Raw genomic sequence first — 19,177 nt, 5'->3', positions numbered from 1 at the left:
AGTTCGGATAAAATCCGGACTCTTTTTAGTGTTGTTCTACTGGCTCGTTTGGAATCGCAGCTGCAATCGCTAATACTAATACCGCAAGAACAACTGAGAAAATAGACGCCTGGTTAAAATCGTATGTACCGCCAGTCATAGAGCCGATTACATAGCTCATCATATGTACAAGCGCGAACGACCAAATTAATGCCCAAATGAAACGCATATTTTACACCTCTATTCGTTCAATCTGTCCTTATTGTAACACAATTGAAAAAAGAATATAGAAAAATATTTGTAGATTTTCCAACGCAAATTTGCATTCTGTTCATACATTATAAAAGAGTACTTTTATACGTTTAGAAAATAAGGCGGGGGAAAAATGAGTATTACGGAACGTTTTTTTTATTTAGAAAAAGAACCATGTGTAATTTATTTACCGGAAAAGCCAAATGGATTTTCTGTTATGCTCCTAGGAGATTATAACTATTTTATTGAGAATGGTACAAGTTTATGGACACAGCATGCAGGGAGAGCTTATTTTTTACAGGGCCTTATTGAAAAAGGCTATACGGTCTTTTCATCTAACTTATACGGAAGGCATTGGGGGAACGATCGAGCTGTTCGTCTTGCAAAACGTTTGTATGATGTCGTTCTAAGAAAAGAGACATTGAATGCGAAAATGCACATTATGGCAGATGGTATGGGGGCGCTTGTAGCACTGGAGATGATGAACAAATACCCTGAATGTATACGTTCTGTCGTTATGTTAAATCCGTGTTTAGATTTACCAGAATATGTGGAGTTTGAGAAAGAGCATAAGTTTTTTTACAAAAGATTAGTGAAGGAATTAAGTTTGGCGTATGATTCCAAAGAAGAAGAATTAGAATCAAAAATAAATAAGAAATCATTTGCACTTCTTCCGTCTTGTGTACCTGTTAAAATTTTTGTCTCAACACAGGAAAAAAGAGGAAGAAAACAATTGTTACGTAAATACGAGAAAATGAGGCAATTAAATCAATGTGATACTTCTGTCTTATTCCATCTGCAAGATGTGAAATATAAAATGGTTAGACAAATGACTGATTTCTTTAAAAAATATGAAGAAGAATTGTGAAGCTCCCATATACATAAATGAGGAGCTATTTGTTTCAAGGGGAAAGGGTTGGTGGTATGAAACGCGTGCTGATTATAGGTGCACTTACGTTTGTAGGTTATCACCTTGTGAATAAAATGATTGCAGAAGAAGTAGAAGTATATGGTCTTGATTTTGATGAATTTGATAGTATGACAAAAATTAATGAAGAGAAATTATTGTTGATTGGGCGGAATGCGTTATTTACGTACTATTCTATAAGGGATGAAGACGGATGGCGATCGGTAGAGGAAGAGAGTTTCGATACGGTTTATTTTTGCTTGTATGAGCCGAATCAGCAAAGTGGATTTCGGAATGAAAGGGTCATATTACAATATTTAAAACGAATCGTAAGGATGTGTGAAAAAAATAAAGTAAAGTTAAATCTAATTTCTTCTATTGAAATAGGAAGCACTGAAGAATCCGAAAACAAACATCTATTTTCGAAAGTGGAAGAAGGGTTGAAAAAAGGCGAATTACAATATAGTGCATATCGAGTTCCTACATTATATGGGCCGTGGCAACCGTCGTTTATGATGTATCATCAGCTTATTTTATCAGAACTTGATGAAAAAGAGTGCCGTTGTATAAATGGAGAAATAGGAAGCGATTTACTTTACGTTGAAGATGTATGTGAATATTTATGGGAACATGGAATGAATGTAAAACACCTCGGTATATATAATTTACTTAGCGGAAAAGAAGCATTATGGGAAAAGGGTATGAGTCTTTTACATGCAGATGGTAAGGTAAATAAAAAAAATGTGGAAGTAAGAGATGAAGCTGTAGATGTTATTTCTATTCAAAAAAATACACCAGTAGAATTCGGTTTAAATAAACAATTGGCACATATGAAAAAATATAAAGAGTTATACGAAGGGTAGCGCGCGTGTTACACTATTGTATGGATAATTGATTGAAAGCTTTAATGGAGAGGAAGAGATTATATGAACGAAAAAAGTATGCAATTTTTACAAATCGCAATGAAGCATTTACCAGAAGCTAAGGCAATTTTAGATTCTAATGGAATTGCACTTGATATGGAGAAAGCACAGCCGGTGTTAGAGCTATTGATGAAAGTAATGGGCGAAGCATATGAGCTTGGGAAAGCGGATAAAGAATAAAACAAAACAAAATCAAACCCTTCTTTTTTGATGGGAGAGAGGCTCGAACCGTGGATAGAAGCGGTTGGGGCTTTTTTTAGTCTCAAGCGGAGTAAAACCAGAGAGATGATGAGGTTAAAGGAGAAGGTCTTAGTTTTGAAGGGAAAGCAGATAAAGAATAAAACTCTTCTTTTTTAGAGGGAAGAGAGGATCGAGCCGTGTGTAGAAGCGGTTTGGGCCTTTTTTGTTTCGAGCGGAGTAAGGGTATGGAATAATTTGTATTTTGAAAGGGCAGGAATTTTTCTGTTTCTTTTAATGAAAAATAAAGTTAGTAATACGCTGTCTTATTTTTTTAGCTGAAATATATTCTAGACAAAAGTACATTTATGTTTTAAAATTAGTACCAAGTCATAATAATTGATATAAAACGGAGGGCTGCAATGTGAACGTGGGCATTTTAGGGATCGGAAGATATGTGCCAGAAAAAGTAGTCACAAATCACGATTTAGAGAAAATCGTAGATACATCTGATGAATGGATTCGTACGAGAACGGGAATTGCAGAAAGACGCATTGCCGATGATACAATAGATACTTCATATATGGCGGTAGAGGCTTCTAAAAAAGCACTTGAAGATGCCGGGATTAGCGGAGAGGATATCGATCTTATTTTAGTGGCAACAGTAACGCCAGATCGCGCATTCCCAGCAGTAGCTTGTGTAATCCAAGAAGCAATTGGCGCAAAACACGCAGCCGCAATGGATTTAAGTGCAGCGTGTGCTGGCTTTATGTACGGAATGATTACAGCGCAGCAATTTATTCAAACGGGAACTTATAAAAATGTATTAGTAGTTGGTAGTGACAAACTATCTAAAATTGTAGACTGGAACGATCGAAATACAGCAGTACTATTTGGGGACGGAGCAGGTGCTATCGTAATGGGAGCTGTTTCGGAAGGAAAAGGTATACTTTCCTTTGAATTAGGAGCGGATGGAAGTGGCGGTAAGCATCTTTATCAAGACGAGTATGTTATGATGAACGGCAGAGAAGTCTTTAAATTTGCTGTTCGCCAACTTGGTGATTCCTGTCTTCGCGTGTTAGAAAAAGCGGGACTTACGAAAGAGGATGTGGACTTCTTAGTACCACATCAAGCGAATATTCGTATTATGGAATCTGCAAGAGAAAGATTAAATTTACCGAAAGAAAAAATGAGTATGACAATTGAAAAGTTTGGTAATACATCGGCTTCTTCAATTCCAATTGCAATGGTAGAGGAATTGCAAAATGGACGTATTCAAGATGGTGATTTAATTATACTAGTCGGTTTTGGCGGCGGGTTAACATGGGGAGCGGTAGCTCTTCGTTGGGGTAAATAAGGACTGAGAGAAAAAAAGGAGTGTATTTTGTATGGAAAAAAAGAGGGTCGTAATTACAGGGCTAGGAGCTGTTACACCGATCGGAACAGATGTTGAAACAGCTTGGGAAAACATTAAAAACGGTGTATCCGGAATCGGAAGACTTACAAGAATAGATTCAGAACAAATTCCTGCAAAAGTAGCAGCAGAAATTAACGACTTTGAAGTCGAAAAATATATAGATAAAAAAGAAGCGCGCCGTATGGACCGCTTTACGCAATATGCAGTAGCAGCAGCGAAAATGGCAGTTGCAGATGCGAAGCTTGAAATTACAGAAGAAAATGCACCACGCATTGGTGTATGGGTTGGTTCTGGTATTGGTGGTATGGAAACATACGAAGAACAATTTAAGATTTTTACTGAAAAAGGTCCGCGCCGCGTGAGCCCATTCTTCGTACCAATGATGATTCCAGATATGGCAGCAGGCCAAGTGTCAATCGCTACAGGAGCGAAAGGAATTAATACTTGCTCTGTAACAGCTTGTGCATCTGGAGCAAACTCAATTGGTGATGCGTTTAAAGTAATCCAGCGCGGTGATGCTGATGCGATGATAACAGGCGGAGCAGAAGCGCCATTAACAAGTATGGCATTCGCTGGGTTTAGTTCAGCGAAAGCATTAACATTCAATGAAGATCCAGCAACGGCTTGCCGCCCATTTGATAAAAACCGTAGTGGTTTCGTAATGGGTGAAGGATCAGGAATTCTTATTCTGGAAGAATTAGAGCACGCATTAGCACGTGGTGCTCACATTTATGCGGAAATTGCTGGTTATGGTGCAACTGGTGATGCGTTCCATATTACAATGCCTGCTCCTGGCGGTGAAGGCGGAGTTCGTGCGATGCGTCAAGCTTTAGCTGATGCAGGTCTAGAGCCAGAAGATATTGATTACATTAATGCACATGGTACAAGTACAGATGCAAATGAAAAGTATGAAACGATGGCAATTAAAGAAGCTTTCGGTGAGCATGCATATAAAGTAGCGATTAGCTCAACGAAATCAATGACAGGTCATTTATTAGGAGCAGCTGGTGCTGTTGAAGCGATCTTCTCTATTAAATCAATTACAGACGGAGTAATTCCTCCGACGATTAACTATGAAACACCAGATCCAGAATGTGATTTAGATTACGTACCAAATACAGCGAGACATCAAGAAGTGCGAGCTGTATTAAGTAATTCATTAGGATTCGGTGGTCATAACGCAGTATTAGTATTTAAAGTATATAAGTAATATGTACAATAAGGTGTCTTTTCGTAAAGTACTACGAAAAGACACCTTATTTATTTTTTATCACCTTTACGTTCCATTCTTTTTTGCATATACATAAGAAAAGGAGGGATGAAGGTGGGGGTTGTTGAAACGGCAGAATGGTTACATCTGTATTATGGACGTCCAGAGAAGCTTTGTGAGAAATTTACAAAGTATATTCCATTGCCAAAAGAGAGGCTGTATCGTTTTTTAATCTCTAAAGGTATGTATCGCCCAGTAATGCGGGGAGAGCGGGAAATTAAAGAATTAGAGAAAAAAGAAATTTGGAAAGAACTTAGCATGGAGTATGAAAAATTGAAAAGTTGGCTTAAAGGTCCAGATGTCCCTATCTTTATTTTATTATCAGATTCATATAATCGAACTGTACAAGATGAATATAACGGGAAGGCTGGTTTATCTATGCGTCACGTTATTTTCTTATTCGTATGTGGACGTAATTCAGTAGAGGAACTAAAAGCGTTATTAACGCATGAATACCACCATATATGTAGATTACATCAAATTGAGACGAAAGAAACAGAGTATACATTACTTGATACGATGATTATGGAAGGGTTAGCTGAGCAAGCTGTGTATGAAAGGTATACAGAAAAAAGGTGTGCACCGTGGACTACTTACATTTCAAAAGAAGATGCTATTTATTATTGGAGAAATTCAATACAAGAACGAATAGACGTAAAGAGAGGTACGAGGGAGCATGATGTTTTATTAAATGGACTGCACTCGTATCCGAAAATGCTTGGCTATGCACTTGGATTCCATATTGTAAAAGATTGTGTAGCTTTTGAAGGGGAAAATACACTGTCTTTATTATCTATAGATGCGAAGGAAATATTGAATAAAGCAAATACATTTCATGTTTCATAAAAAACAGGAGCGTTACCTCCTGTTTTTTATATTATAGAAGAAAAAATAATAATTAGAATATATTTCCTCAAGTGGAATAAAGTTAAGCAAAAATGAACATAATGATTGGTACAAACAGTAGTGAAGTGAGGGGTAGTGAATGTTATATCTGCATGATGTATGGGTAAATTGGTTTGAAGGTGAAGAAAATGGGTATAACGTTTGTCATTTTTACGAATGGCGGAAAGATGATACGATTGAGCTATTAGATCAAGTGCCATTATTAAAAGTAGATTCCACATTATATCATTACATCGAGAACGAATTATTAGAGCTTCCGCAAAAATTATTGGAAGACGTATATCATAAGGCTTATATTCGTAAAAATCACGAACGTTTGCAACAAGAATATTGTTTTGTAGTTACAGATGGAAAAGGAATTATTGCGATTGATTCAATCGGCTATAATGTGCCAATTAGAAAAAGTAGGCTTATACCTCGTCAAGAACAGATGGTATATGAGATGGTAGAAAATGTGCAAGCAGAAAAGTATGAGTTCCAAGTGGAAGAGATTGAAAAAGAACATCATATTTTATCGCCGTCACCTTTCATTATGAACGGCCTAACTCGTAAAGAAAGACAGTTAAAACAATTATTATTTATGGCGTTAGATCAATTACATACAACGAAAAATCCAGCTGAAATCCGCTATTGGTTCACAGAGTGGGATCCATCAGCATACGGAATGGTCCAACATATGGAGTTTGAAGATGTTTGGGTTAGACTTTATGATGAAGCGAAAACTGGATGGTCTGAGAAGCACGAGCAATTATGTGAGCGCCTTGTAAAAGGACAGCCGTTTTTTGAAAAGTTATGGGAAATGGAAAATGAGCAGAAGGTAAATTAAAAAAACCGCCAATTGGCGGTTTTTTTTATGGAGGCGGCAAGAATGTTCGGTGGCTTCGCGCCTTCCTGCGAGGCCAAAAGCGCCTCTACGTCAGGAGCTCCATCCCCCTCACATTCTAAGCGAGCCGCCTCTGCTTTTTATGAAATCTAGCTCCGGCTCCTAGCCCTTCGCGTCTAAGAACCTTCCCCACGAGAAGGTAAAAAGCACCTTCTGTGGGAAAGAATCTTATCCGTCAGGGCTAAGCAGTCGCCTCCGCTTTATATGTAATCCAGCTCCAGCGGCAAGCTCTTCGTGTCTAAGAACCTTCCGCATAAGAAGGCAAAAAGCGCCTTTTATGCGAAAGAACCTTAGCCAGTCAGAGCTGAACGAGCCGCTTCCGCTTTATGTGTAATCCGGCTCCAGCGGCAAGAATGTTCGGTGGCTTCGCGCCTTCCTGCGAGGCAAAAAACGCCTCTACGTCAGGAGCTCCATCCCCCTCACATTCTAAGCGAGCCGCTTCCGCTTTTTATATTACCTACGTTTTCTGCTTAGTCCCATTGCGTTTTCTACTTTGCGTAGTTGTTTGAATGCAACACGGTTTGCTTTTTCGGCACCTTTGTCTAGAATTTCGTCTAGTTCTGGGGAGTTGATTAGTTCGTTATATTTGTCTTGGATTGGACGAATTGCTTCTACAACTACTTGTGCTAGGTCACCTTTGAAGTCGCCGTATCCTTTTCCTTCGTACATTGTTTCTATTTCTTCAACTGTTTTTCCAGAGAATGAAGAGTAAATTGTTAATAAGTTAGAGATTCCAGGTTTGTTTTCTTTGTCAAATTTCACGATACCTTCAGAGTCAGTTACGGCACTTTTAATTTTCTTTTCGATTGTTTTTGGCTCATCAAGCATACTGATCATTGATTTTGGGTTCGGATCAGATTTACTCATTTTTTTCGTAGGTTCTGTTAATGACATAACGCGAGCTCCTACTTTTGGAATACGAATTTCAGGCATTGTGAAGATTTCGCGGTAACGCTTGTTGAAACGCTCTGCTAGGTCGCGTGTTAATTCGATATGTTGCTTTTGGTCGTCACCAACTGGCACGATTTCTGTGTTGTAAAGTAAAATATCAGCAGCCATTAATGGTGGATATGTAAGTAATCCAGCTGGAACTGAATCTCTACCAGATGATTTGTCTTTATATTGTGTCATACGTTCTAATTCTCCAACGTATGCAACAGATTGCATAATCCATCCTAATTGAGCGTGTGCTGGTACTTCTGACTGTACAAATAAAGTAGCTTTTTCAGGATCGATGCCACATGCAACGTATAGCGCAGCAAGGCTGCGGATGTTTTTGCGAAGCCCTGCAGGGTCTTGAGGTACTGTAATCGCATGTTGGTTTACAATACAGAAATAACAGTCGTGTTCGTTTTGAAGCTCTGTAAATTGCTTCATAGCTCCTAAATAGTTTCCAAGTGTAATTGTTCCGCTTGGCTGAATACCAGAAAAGATAACTGACATAAGTAATTCCTCCTAAAATTGAATGTGCGATGGGGAAGAGAAGGCATACAAAAAAGCCCATTCATCCCAAATTACATAGGGACGAATGGACCGCGGTACCACCCTAATTATTTCACAGCTGTGAAATCTCTCAAGATCCATAATAACGTCTGGATATAACGCCAAAGCCTACTACTTTCGGTTCGGTTTGGTGCTCAAAAGCCCATTCCATACTGTACAATTACTTGTTCACACCAGCCACAAGCTCTCTGAAATTGCCTCAATATGTACTCTTCTTTATCATCGCATACATATAAATTTATTTATTGTTAACTGAGCCCTTTTAATATGAAAGAACTAAAGTTTTATAACAAAATGTTTTGCTGATTATTATATCATATGGAATAGTGTTTGCAAACTACATCAAAATAGTAAAGCTAATGAGGATCGAGAACAACCCAAGTACGATACCGGTAATACAAATCGGATACGTCCATTTGAATGAATATGTTTTATAAATACGTTCTTTCTTATCGATAGGTTCCTCTGCTTCTTCAATTAAAGAGTCAATTTTTTTATTCGTACCAAATACTCTTTGGAATGCGTAAATTGTTACGTTAAAAAATCCATTTTGAAATATGAATAAAAAACCACCTATAAGAATAAAAACCAATGCAATATAGAATGAGATGTTGACAAAATTCAACAAAAATTGAGATGAAACGAGGAATGCGCCCACACTAGAAGCGATTATCGCAACAAAAAATAGTATACAAGTATGAAAAAAAACTTTATTCAAAATATTCCCCTCCGTCAAAATATTACTAGAATTATTATACTATAAAAGTTATAATAAGTAATATAAATAATTTTTTGAAAATTATACGCAATTGGGGTTCTAATTTCAAGATGATGGTAGCAATGTTAACGTATCCCTTTACAAAAAATTAAAAATATAAACATTTTATTAAAAATTTTAACAAAAAAACAAAAAACTATATTCACAATCGTCATATTATATGTATAATGAAAATTGTAGAAACTTGGAGATTATTCTTTCAATTCTATTTTTCTACAAGTGAGGGTACAGGGAGTGCAATTAGGGGAGGCAACACAACATGAAGAAAAAGATACCGTTATTACTTGCATCAACTTTAACTGCAAGTATGTTGCTTGGCGCGTGTAGCTACCAGAAAGAGGACGCTAAAGCAAAAGGAAAAGAAAACACTACTAGTAGTAGTAACGGAAAACAGATTCTTAATTTAACAGAGTTATCTGAAATTCCATCAATGGATGCATCGTTAGCATCAGATTCTGCATCTTCAACAGCATTAAATAATACGATGGAAGGTTTATATCGTACTGGCAAAGATCAAAAGAGAATGCCTGGGATTGCTGAAGATGTCCAAAAGCTAGATGATGGGAAGAAATACATATTTAAATTAAGAAAAGATGCGAAATGGTCGAATGGGGAACCTGTAACAGCGAAAGACTTTGTGTATTCATGGAAAAGAGCAGTAAATCCAGATACAAAAGCGACGTATTCATACATTATGTTCGATATTAAAAATTCATAAAAGAGAATTACCTGCTGACCAATTAGGTGTAAAAGCGATTGATGATTATACATTAGAAGTAGAATTAGACAATCCCGTTCCTTACTTTATTGATTTAACAGTTTATCCAGTGTTTTACCCACTAAATGAAAACTTTGTGAAATCACAAGGTGATAAGTTTGGTTTAGAGGCAAATACAACATTATATAACGGGCCGTTCGTTATGAGTGATTGGAAACATGAACAAAGCTTCCAATTTAAGAAGAACCCATCATATTGGGATAACAAGACGGTTAAAATTGAAGAGATAAATTTCAATATTGTGAAAAATACATCAACTGATGTAAATTTATATGAGACAAATGCGATTGATCGTGCGGCTCTAACATCGGAATTTGTTGATAAATTTAGACAAACTCCAGAGTTCCAAACACGAAAAGAAGCTGGAGTTGCCTACTTAAGATTTAATCAAAATAATAAGTATTTGAGTAATAAAAACTTAAGAAAAGCAATTTCAATGTCCTTTGACCGTGATAACATTGCAAAAGTTATTTTAAACAACGGCGCAATTGGTGCTTACGGATTTGTTGGAAAAGATTTCGCTGAAGGTCCGAATAAAAAAGACTTCCGTGCTGAAAATGGGAAGCTAGTTGAAACGGATTCAAAAGAAGCGAAAAAACTTTGGGAAACAGCAAAGAAAGAGCTTGGCACTGATAAAATTGAACTAGAATTCTTAAGCTTCGATAATGAAGATGCGAAAAAAATTGGCGAATTCTTAAAAGGTGAGATGGAAAAGAACTTACCTGGTTTAACGATCAAAATTAAACAGCAGCCATTCGCGCAAAAAAATAAGTTAGAAGACTCTCAGGAATATGATATGGCGTTTGGTATTTGGGCTCCAGACTTCCCAGATCCAGTCTCATATTTAGATATGTTTGTTACGAATGGTTCACAAAATAAAACAGGATATTCTAATCCGAAATATGATGAGCTAATTCTAAAAGCAAAAACAGATACAAAAGATTTACAAGCTCGTTGGAACAACCTTTTAGAAGTAGAGAAAATATTAATTAAAGAGGATGCAGTTATTGCTCCGATCTTCCAAAAAGGTTCAGCATATGTAGTAAAAGGTGCCGTAAAAGATATTATCCCAATTAACTATGGTGGTAAATTAACTTACAAATGGGCATCTGTTGAACAAAAATAATCTTTTTTCCATCGTTTACAAGGGTATATGCCTATGATGGGCATATGCTCTTATTTTAAAAAATAAAAGTAAGAATATTTTAAACTATCTTATTGCTTTTGAGAAAAACGGGGAGGTGCTTGACTATGGGACGTTATGTATTAAAACGTTTCGTGTACATGGCTTTGACATTATTTTTAATTACTACACTGACTTTCTTTTTGATGAAATTACTTCCGGGTTCTCCGCTTAAAAACCAGGAGAAACTATCACCGGCACAAAAAGAAATCATTCTTGAAAAATATGGATTAAATGATCCAGTACCAGTTCAATATGCACGTTACTTAGGTAACTTAGCAAAAGGTGATTTAGGGGTATCATTCCAATATGATAACCGCCCAGTAACAGATATGATTGTGGATCGTATTGGACCATCAGCACAACTTGGTTTGCAAGCGATTATATTAGGGACATTTATCGGTTTAATTTTAGGAATCGTTGCGGCACTTCGTAACAATACATGGGTCGATTATGGGGCGACAATTATTTCCGTACTCGGGATGTCGGTACCATCATTCGTATTCGCCGCATTACTACAATATTTCGTAGGGGTAAAACTTGGTTGGTTCCCAGTAGCATTCTGGAAAGGACCGGAGTTTACAGTAATGCCTACAATTGCCTTATCGATGGCAGTTATCGCAACAATCGCACGTTTCGCTCGTGCAGAGTTAATTGAGGTTATGCAAGCTGACTACATTTTAACAGCGAAAGCGAAAGGAATTAGCCAAGGCGTTATCATTATCAAGCACGCACTGCGTAACGCATTAATTCCAGTTGTAACAATTTTAGGACCAATGGTTGCAGGATTAATTACAGGGACACTAGTTATTGAGCAAATTTACGCTGTACCTGGACTTGGGGAACAATTCGTTAAATCGATTACAGTGAATGACTATACAGTTATTATGGGAACTACAATTTTCTATAGTGCGATCTTCATCTTAGTTATTTTCATTGTCGATATTTTATACGGAATTATTGATCCTCGTATTCGTTTAGCGGGAGGGAAAAAATGATGAAAGATGTACAAAAATTATCTCCAGATTTATTTCAAGCAGCCAATCAAAGTAATGTTGATAATGAAGTCATTGCCCGTCCAAGCTTAACGTTTTGGCAAGATGTAAGAAGACGTTTGTTCCAACATAAAGGTGCAATGTTTGGTTTCGTATTATTAATGCTTATTGTACTACTAGCAATTTTTGGACCGATGGTAAGTAAGCATTCTTATAAAGAGCAGGATTTAGGTCGTGCGAAAATGCCACCGAAAATTCCAGTGATTGAAAATGTTCATTGGCTACCATTTGACGGTACAGATCAATATGGTGTTGACCAATATGAAAAACGTGATATTAAAGAGTACTTCTGGTTTGGTACAGATGATCTTGGCCGTGATTTATGGACAAGAACATGGGAAGGTACACGAGTATCATTATATATCGCTCTTTTAGCAGCAGCGATTGACTTAGTAATTGGGGTTGCATACGGAGGTATTTCAGCCTTCTATGGCGGCAGAGTAGATAATATTATGCAACGTATTATGGAGATTATTAACGGTATTCCATACTTAATCATCGTTATTTTAATGGTAATCATTATGGGATCAGGTATTTGGTCAATTACACTTGCGATGGCAATTACAGGTTGGATAGGGATGTCGCGTATCGTTCGTGGACAGATCCTAAAATTAAAAAACCAAGAATATGTATTAGCATCTCGTACATTAGGGGCAACGAATACACAGTTAATTGTGAAGCACTTAATTCCGAACGTAATGGGACCAATTATCGTAATGACAATGTTTACAATTCCAACAGCGGTATTTGGTGAAGCATTCTTAAGCTTCATCGGACTAGGCATTCAGCCACCATTCGCATCACTTGGTTCTCTTGTAAACGATGGTTATAAATCAATTCAAACGTATCCACATATGATGTTCATTCCAGCGGTTGTCATCAGTATGTTAATCTTAGCATTCAACTTAATGGCAGACGGATTACGCGACGCGTTAGATCCAAAAATGCGTAAGTAAAAGAGGGGAGAAGTAAAAATGAAAACATTGCTAGAGGTAAAAGATTTGCAAGTCTCCTTTGATACACATGCAGGTGAAGTACAAGCTGTACGCGGTGTTACTTTTGATTTGAAAAAAGGAGAGACATTAGCGATTGTAGGAGAATCTGGTTCTGGTAAATCAGTTACTTCTAAAGCGTTAATGGGATTAATTCCGAATCCTCCAGGACGTATTAAAAACGGTGAAATCGTATTTGAAGGTCGTGACTTAACGAAACTAACAGAAAAAGAAATGCAGCAAGTACGCGGTAAAGATATTGCGATGATTTTCCAAGATCCAATGACATCATTAAATCCAACGATGACAATTGGTAATCAGATTATGGAAGGGCTTATTAAACACCAAGGGATGAGTAGAGCAGACGCACGTAAAGTTGCTTTAGAATTAATCGACCTTGTAGGTATTCCAAATCCAGAAGCACGCTTAAAACAATATCCTCACCAATTCTCAGGTGGTATGAGACAGCGTGTAGTTATTGCGATGGCGTTAGCTTGTAATCCGAAATTATTAATTGCCGATGAGCCGACAACAGCGCTAGACGTTACAATTCAGGCGCAAATTTTAGAACTTATGAAGGACATTCAGCAAAAAACAGAAGCAGCAATCATTTTCATTACGCATGACTTAGGTGTAGTGGCAAACGTTGCAGACCGAGTTGCGGTTATGTACGCTGGTAAAGTTGTTGAAATTGGAACTGTTGATGAAATTTTCTACAATCCAAAACATCCATACACATGGGGCTTAATCGCATCTATGCCAAGCTTAGATGGTTCAGAGGACGAGCTATATGCGATTCCAGGAACGCCTCCAGACTTATTAAAACCGCCAAAGGGTGATGCTTTTGCACCACGTAACCCGCAGGCGCTGAAAATTGATTTTGAAATGGAACCACCTTTATTTAAAGTAAGTGATACACATTATGCGGCAACTTGGTTACTTCATGAGCAAGCGCCAGAAGTAAAACCACCAGCAGTTGTTGAAAAACGTATTCTTCAAATGAAAGCAGGTGAACAACATGACTAAACAACGTGAGAAATTAATTGAAGTAAAAAATGTGAAACAACACTTCGATGTGAGTGGTGGTGTTGTTAAAGCAGTTAATGATATTTCATTTGATATTTACCGCGGTGAAACATTTGGACTTGTAGGAGAATCTGGTTGTGGTAAGTCAACAACTGGAAGAACGATTATTCGTTTATACGATGCAACTGCCGGTGAAGTGTTGTTCGATGGTGAAAATGTACATGGGAAAAAATCACGTGCAGAACTTAAGAAATTCAACCGTAAAATGCAAATGATTTTCCAAGATCCATATGCATCATTAAATCCTCGTATGACAGTAGGGGATATTATCGCAGAAGGTATTGATATTCACGGACTAGCAAAAGGCAAAAAAGAGCGTATGGACCGTGTTCACGAGCTGTTAAATACAGTTGGTTTAAATAAAGAGCACGCGAACCGTTTCCCACATGAATTCTCAGGTGGACAACGTCAACGTATCGGTATCGCTCGTGCGCTAGCTGTAGAACCTGAATTTATCATTGCTGATGAACCAATCTCAGCACTTGACGTATCGATTCAGGCGCAAGTTGTAAACTTACTGAAACAGTTACAAAGAGAAAAAGGTTTAACATACTTATTCATCGCCCATGATTTATCGATGGTAAAATACATTAGTGATCGCATCGGTGTAATGTACCGTGGTCAAATCGTTGAGCTGACAACAAGTGAAGAGTTATATGCGAATCCAATGCATCCATATACAAAATCACTACTATCTGCAATTCCGCTTCCAGATCCAGATTATGAGCGCAATCGTAAACGTATCGTATACGATCCATCTCAACATCAATATGGTGAGGAAGCACCAACAATGCGTGAAATCCGCCCAGGACATTTTGTATTATGTTCTGAAGCAGAGTATAAGAAATATAAAGAGATCTATCAATAATAAAGTAGAGCCATCCTTCTATTACAGAAGGATGGCTCTATTTTTTTATACTAGTTAAACTTAATTTAGTATAAAGAGATTTTATCCAAGTTCTTTTTCTCTTTAAAGACAGCAAATTAAGAGTTTCCAAGAATGAAGAAAAAGGCGACTGAAATCCAGCCGCCTTTTTCTTCATTTAGAAACACTTTTATTTTACTGCGCCTGAACAGAAACACTCTCATCTTGCTCATTTGGTTTAACAAGTGCATAATTTTCCCACGCTCTACTTCTCCAGCGGAAGAACATAATAATTGCTCGCGTCCATTCATCGATGGCAATCGCTAGCCAAATACCAACGAGCCCCATATCTAAATGGAAGGCGAAAAAGTAGCCGAGCGGTAAGCTCATTAACACCATGGAGAATGCACCGATTAAAACAGGATATTTTGCATCGCCAGTTGCACGAAGTGAATTAATGATGACGATGTTCATCGTCCGTCCTGTTTCAAGTAGTACACTTAGTAAAAGAACGCTTGCCCCTAGAGAGATAATATGAGGATTATCCGTAAATAGTCCCATTAATTGTGTGCGGAATGTAACAACGAGAATGACCATAAATAAAGTTACAACAATCGCCCATTGTACACTTTTCCATACGCGTGTGTAAGCTTCATCCTTTTCATTTTCGCCAACTAGGCGTCCAACGATAATAGCTGTTCCCATACCGATAGCAATGGCGAATAAATAAGTGAACATGGAAATGTTAGTAGCGTATTGTCTTGCAGCTAACGATTCTGTTCCTAAGTATGTTGCGTAATATAAGAAGACAATTTGACAAGCTTGATACATGACTTGTTCGAATGCAGATGGAATGCCGATCTTTAAAATTTTGCCAACGTATTCTTTTGATAAAGTGAAGTAATATTGTAATTTCACACGGTATTCCATAACGCGATACAGTAACCAGAAGAAAACGATAAGTGCGATTAACCGGCTGACAGCGGAAGAAATCGCGGCCCCTTGCACACCAAGTTCAGGGAAACCGAATTTCCCGAAAATAAGTACGTAGTTTCCGGCGATATGAATAATATTCATTCCAAGCGAAACAAACATTGCTTGCTTTGTAAAGCCGTGAACGCGGATAATTGCGGCTAATGAGTTAATAATAGCTTGAAGGAAAATGGCTCCTCCGACGATGGATAGATAGCTTTGTGCATACGTTAGTACATCGCCTTGTAAATTCATTGCCATCATCATATGTTTTGAAAATAAAAGAAAACCAGCGCTTATAATGAGTCCGACCACTAAATTTAATGTGACGGCTAATGCTGATATTTTTGATGCTTCCATAAAGCGTTTAGAACCGAGGTATTGGGATACAACGATAGCTGCACCATTCCCGATGACTTCTAGTACTAAAATCGCGATATGAAGGTATTGATTCGCTGCACCAACCCCAGATACAGCATCGTCTGATAATGCACTTAACATGAACGTATCAGCGATCCCCATCAGCATAAAAAGAAAAACTTCTAGAAAAATAGGCCATGTTAATAAGAATAAACTTAATTTCTCTGTTGGCCCGTTTTTTGAGTGAATTGCTGTCATGTCCGTCCCCTCTTTACCGATATCTATTTTTAGCAAAGTGTATCGTAACACACTTTCATATCCTTTGCACTTATTTTAGCCTACATATTTTCAATATGAATAAACCTTCATTTTATGACAAAAAAGGAAGAATAATTATGCGTAAGATATTATAGGATATAAAATTTGTTTTTCTCTGATAATTTAGAAAAGTATAAAATTTGTTGTTTTTAACACTTTAGTTCAATAAAAACGCAGTGTGAAACGTTTACAAATACACCGAGTGTTAACAGAAAATTTTAATAAAATAGAAATATAAATATACAAAGAATATATTTGTGTGTATAATATGAATTATTAGAACATATATATATTTCTTTCTGTTTGAAAATGAAAGGGCTAACATTTTTTTGGAGGGTGGAAGTATGAAAAAAAAGATACCAGTTTTTGTAGCATCAACAGTAGCAATGAGCATGATTTTAGGGGCATGTGGCTACCAAAAAGATGAACCGCAAGCGAACGCAAAAGGGGATGGCGGGAAAAGCGGTGCGAAGCAAGTTATTAACTTAATTGAAACACAAGAAATTCCAACGATGGACCCAGCGTTATCAGCTGATGCAGTTTCTTCAAAAGTAATGAACAACACGATGGAAGGTCTATACCGCCTTGGGAAAGACGATAAATTAGTTCCAGGTGTAGCGAAAGAATTCCAAAAGTCAGAAGACGGTAAAAAGTATACATTTAAATTACGTGAAGATGCAAAATGGTCAAATGGTGAACCTGTAACGGCGAAAGATTTCGTGTATGCATGGCAAAGAGCAATTAATCCAGATACAGCTGCGAAATCGGCGTACATTATGTACGATATAAAAAATGCTGAGAAAATTAATAAAAAAGAGATGAGTCCAGACCAATTAGGCGTGAAAGCGATTGATGATCATACATTAGAAGTAGAATTAGATAATTCTATTCCATATCTTGTTGATTTAATGGTCTATCCGATCTTCTATCCTGTTAATGAAAAGTATGTGAAAGAGCAAGGGACGAAGTTTGGTTTAGAAGCAAATACAACACTTTATAACGGTCCATTTACATTAAGTGATTGGCAACATGAACGTAGCTTCAAAATGACAAAGAGCTCATCATATTGGGACAATAAAGAAGTGAAGCTAGAGGAAGTAAACTTTAATATTGTAAAAGATACGTCTACACCAATTAATTTATATGAAACAAACGCAGTCGATCGAGCGACGTTATTAGCAGAGTTCATCGATAAATATAAAGGGAAACCAGATTTCAAAACGGTAGAAGATACATCTGTATTCTTCCTTCGCTTAAATCAAAAAGACCCAGCTTTAGCAAATAAAAATATTCGTAAAGCAATTTCCCTTGGTTTTGACCGTAAACCATTCGTTGATACATTATTAAATAACGGTTCTAAGCCAGCGACGGGATTAATTCCTGACAATTTCATTAAAGGACCGGATAAACAAGATTTCCGTGCTGAAAATGGAGATATTATAAAACCAAATGTGAAAGAAGCGAAAAAGTATTGGGAAGCTGGTAAAAAAGAGCTTGGTAAAAATGAAATTGAATTAGAGTTATTAAATGAAGACGTTGAATTATCGAAGAAAACTGGTGAATATTTAAAAGGTGAGTTAGAAAAGAATTTACCAGGTTTAACAGTGAAAATTAAACAACAACCATTCGCGCAAAAACTAAAATTAGAAGATGCTGGCGATTATGTAATGTCATTCTCTGGATGGAGTGCAGACTTCCCGGATCCAGTTACATATCTTGATATGTTCGTAACTGACGGGGCACAAAACAAAATGAAGTATTCTAATCCGAAGTACGATGAGATTATTACGAAAGCGAAAAAAGACGGAAGCGATGTAAATGCTCGCTGGAAAAACTTATTAGAAGCAGAAAAAATGTTACTTGATGACGCTGCGATTGTTCCAGTATATCAACGTGGTAGAGCATATTTACAAAGAGAAACAATTAAAGATATGTACAACCATAAGTATGGTGGCGAAGTAAGCTTCAAATGGGCATCAGTAGAGAAATAACAAAAAAAGCAGGTGATTACCTGCTTTTTTTAGTACGTACGTTTTTTATAAATGCCTTTTCCGCCAACTTGGTTCCAGCCAGATTGTACATCTAAACTTTTGTTAACAAACTTCATTTTTTCTTTCCCACCAAAGAGTTTTTCACCGATGCTATTTGTAATGACACCAATCAATGCTGTTATTCCGATGATGAGGGTAGCAACAATGATAAAATCAGTGAAAAAAGCAATCATATGCAAATTCCCCCTTTGCCTGTCTGTATTTTTATTGTATGAGATAAATGGTAAAAAAGAAAGAAATGTCAGAAAAATATTCGATTTACTTTAGAAAGCATATAGACATGAGCGGGGGGATTTGCTAAAATAAGAACAGGTGTTCCTTTTCGTTTCTAACCTTTAGAGTCTTACATTTCTCAATTGTTTTGTCGGGAAAAGGTAAGAAAACGTTCTCTTTTTAATGGGGAAGATTATGAAACTGTAATTGTATAGCAAGTGAAAATTATTGTAGAAAGCAAGTATCAAAAGGGTTGAAGACCGTTGTTAAAGGACAGTTTTAATGAGTGTAATCATGTTACATAGCAGT

At 37.0% G+C, this 19,177-nt stretch carries 17 protein-coding genes, 1 pseudogene and 1 other annotated feature; of the genes and pseudogenes, 13 read left to right on the top strand and 5 right to left on the bottom strand.

Annotated features, from left to right (window positions below; translation table 11 throughout):
* Window positions 1-25 precede the first annotated feature (25 nt).
* A complete protein-coding gene (locus MR071_RS11145) occupies window positions 26-208 on the bottom strand; it encodes a YjzD family protein (RefSeq protein WP_001211111.1) in 183 nt (60 codons plus the stop codon).
* A 156-nt stretch (window positions 209-364) separates the two neighbouring features.
* Between MR071_RS11145 and MR071_RS11140 the strand changes: the two genes are divergently transcribed.
* From MR071_RS11140 to MR071_RS11110, 7 genes are all read left to right on the top strand, one after another.
* Window positions 365-1,099 carry a lipase family protein gene (locus MR071_RS11140; RefSeq protein WP_105584266.1) on the top strand — a complete coding sequence of 245 codons (735 nt, stop codon included), beginning with the start codon at window positions 365-367 and terminating at the stop codon, window positions 1,097-1,099.
* Window positions 1,100-1,128: 29 nt separating this feature from the next.
* Entirely contained in the window at window positions 1,129-2,001 is an 873-nt protein-coding gene (locus MR071_RS11135) for an NAD-dependent epimerase/dehydratase family protein (RefSeq protein WP_242236053.1), read from the top strand.
* Between the two features lie 63 nt (window positions 2,002-2,064).
* A complete protein-coding gene (locus MR071_RS11130; RefSeq protein WP_002011319.1) occupies window positions 2,065-2,241 on the top strand; it encodes a ComZ family protein in 177 nt (58 codons plus the stop codon).
* A 421-nt stretch (window positions 2,242-2,662) separates the two neighbouring features.
* Window positions 2,663-3,595, top strand: coding sequence for a beta-ketoacyl-ACP synthase III (gene fabH / locus MR071_RS11125; protein WP_098499986.1), 933 nt, complete (start codon window positions 2,663-2,665; stop codon window positions 3,593-3,595).
* Window positions 3,596-3,626: 31 nt separating this feature from the next.
* Complete coding sequence (gene fabF, locus MR071_RS11120) at window positions 3,627-4,865, top strand: beta-ketoacyl-ACP synthase II (RefSeq protein WP_105584264.1); 1,239 nt, start codon at window positions 3,627-3,629, stop codon at window positions 4,863-4,865.
* Window positions 4,866-4,979: 114 nt separating this feature from the next.
* Window positions 4,980-5,771, top strand: a complete 792-nt coding sequence (locus MR071_RS11115) for a DUF2268 domain-containing putative Zn-dependent protease (protein ID WP_105584263.1) — start codon at window positions 4,980-4,982, stop codon at window positions 5,769-5,771.
* A gap of 139 nt (window positions 5,772-5,910) precedes the next feature.
* Entirely contained in the window at window positions 5,911-6,657 is a 747-nt protein-coding gene (locus MR071_RS11110; protein ID WP_105584262.1) for a YjbA family protein, read from the top strand.
* A 510-nt stretch (window positions 6,658-7,167) separates the two neighbouring features.
* Here MR071_RS11110 and trpS read toward each other — a convergent pair.
* Both trpS and MR071_RS11100 read right to left on the bottom strand, forming a co-directional pair.
* A complete protein-coding gene (gene trpS, locus MR071_RS11105) occupies window positions 7,168-8,157 on the bottom strand; it encodes a tryptophan--tRNA ligase (RefSeq protein ID WP_105584260.1) in 990 nt (329 codons plus the stop codon).
* Window positions 8,158-8,231: 74 nt separating this feature from the next.
* Window positions 8,232-8,449, bottom strand: a binding site (T-box leader).
* 105 nt (window positions 8,450-8,554) lie between these two features.
* Window positions 8,555-8,935: a DUF3899 domain-containing protein gene (locus tag MR071_RS11100; protein ID WP_098778092.1), complete on the bottom strand. Its 381-nt coding sequence runs from the start codon at window positions 8,933-8,935 to the stop codon at window positions 8,555-8,557.
* 319 nt (window positions 8,936-9,254) lie between these two features.
* On the opposite strand from MR071_RS11100, the pseudogene MR071_RS11095 reads away from it, so the two are divergent.
* The 5 genes and pseudogenes from MR071_RS11095 to MR071_RS11075 all read left to right on the top strand — a co-directional run bounded on the left by MR071_RS11095 (window position 9,255) and on the right by MR071_RS11075 (window position 14,957).
* Window positions 9,255-10,899 (top strand): annotated as a pseudogene (locus MR071_RS11095) (peptide ABC transporter substrate-binding protein).
* Window positions 10,900-11,024: 125 nt separating this feature from the next.
* A complete protein-coding gene (gene opp3b / locus MR071_RS11090; RefSeq protein WP_000534165.1) occupies window positions 11,025-11,954 on the top strand; it encodes an oligopeptide ABC transporter permease in 930 nt (309 codons plus the stop codon).
* Window positions 11,951-12,967: an oligopeptide ABC transporter permease gene (gene opp3C, locus MR071_RS11085; protein ID WP_105584258.1), complete on the top strand. Its 1,017-nt coding sequence runs from the start codon at window positions 11,951-11,953 to the stop codon at window positions 12,965-12,967. Before opp3b ends, opp3C begins: the two co-directional genes overlap by 4 nt.
* Before the next feature lie 18 nt (window positions 12,968-12,985).
* Entirely contained in the window at window positions 12,986-14,029 is a 1,044-nt protein-coding gene (locus MR071_RS11080; protein WP_098499980.1) for an ABC transporter ATP-binding protein, read from the top strand.
* Window positions 14,022-14,957 (top strand): ABC transporter ATP-binding protein, encoded by a 936-nt coding sequence (locus tag MR071_RS11075; protein WP_002086978.1) that lies wholly within the window; start codon window positions 14,022-14,024, stop codon window positions 14,955-14,957. The genes MR071_RS11080 and MR071_RS11075 overlap by 8 nt, the downstream gene beginning before the upstream one ends.
* Window positions 14,958-15,149: 192 nt before the next feature.
* Here MR071_RS11075 and MR071_RS11070 read toward each other — a convergent pair whose 3' ends face one another.
* A complete protein-coding gene (locus MR071_RS11070; RefSeq protein WP_242236050.1) occupies window positions 15,150-16,595 on the bottom strand; it encodes an MATE family efflux transporter in 1,446 nt (481 codons plus the stop codon).
* A gap of 353 nt (window positions 16,596-16,948) precedes the next feature.
* On the opposite strand from MR071_RS11070, the gene MR071_RS11065 reads away from it, so the two are divergent.
* Window positions 16,949-18,595, top strand: a complete 1,647-nt coding sequence (locus MR071_RS11065) for a peptide ABC transporter substrate-binding protein (protein WP_242236048.1) — start codon at window positions 16,949-16,951, stop codon at window positions 18,593-18,595.
* 29 nt (window positions 18,596-18,624) lie between these two features.
* On the opposite strand, the gene MR071_RS11060 is transcribed toward MR071_RS11065, so the two are convergent.
* Complete coding sequence (locus MR071_RS11060) at window positions 18,625-18,828, bottom strand: hypothetical protein (RefSeq protein ID WP_000559981.1); 204 nt, start codon at window positions 18,826-18,828, stop codon at window positions 18,625-18,627.
* Window positions 18,829-19,177 lie beyond the last annotated feature (349 nt).

Source organism: Bacillus cereus group sp. BfR-BA-01316, from assembly GCF_022664195.1.
In the GTDB taxonomy this organism is placed as follows: domain Bacteria; phylum Bacillota; class Bacilli; order Bacillales; family Bacillaceae_G; genus Bacillus_A.
Note: the sequence above shows the minus strand (reverse complement) of the source record. Positions and strands in the feature narration are given on the sequence as shown.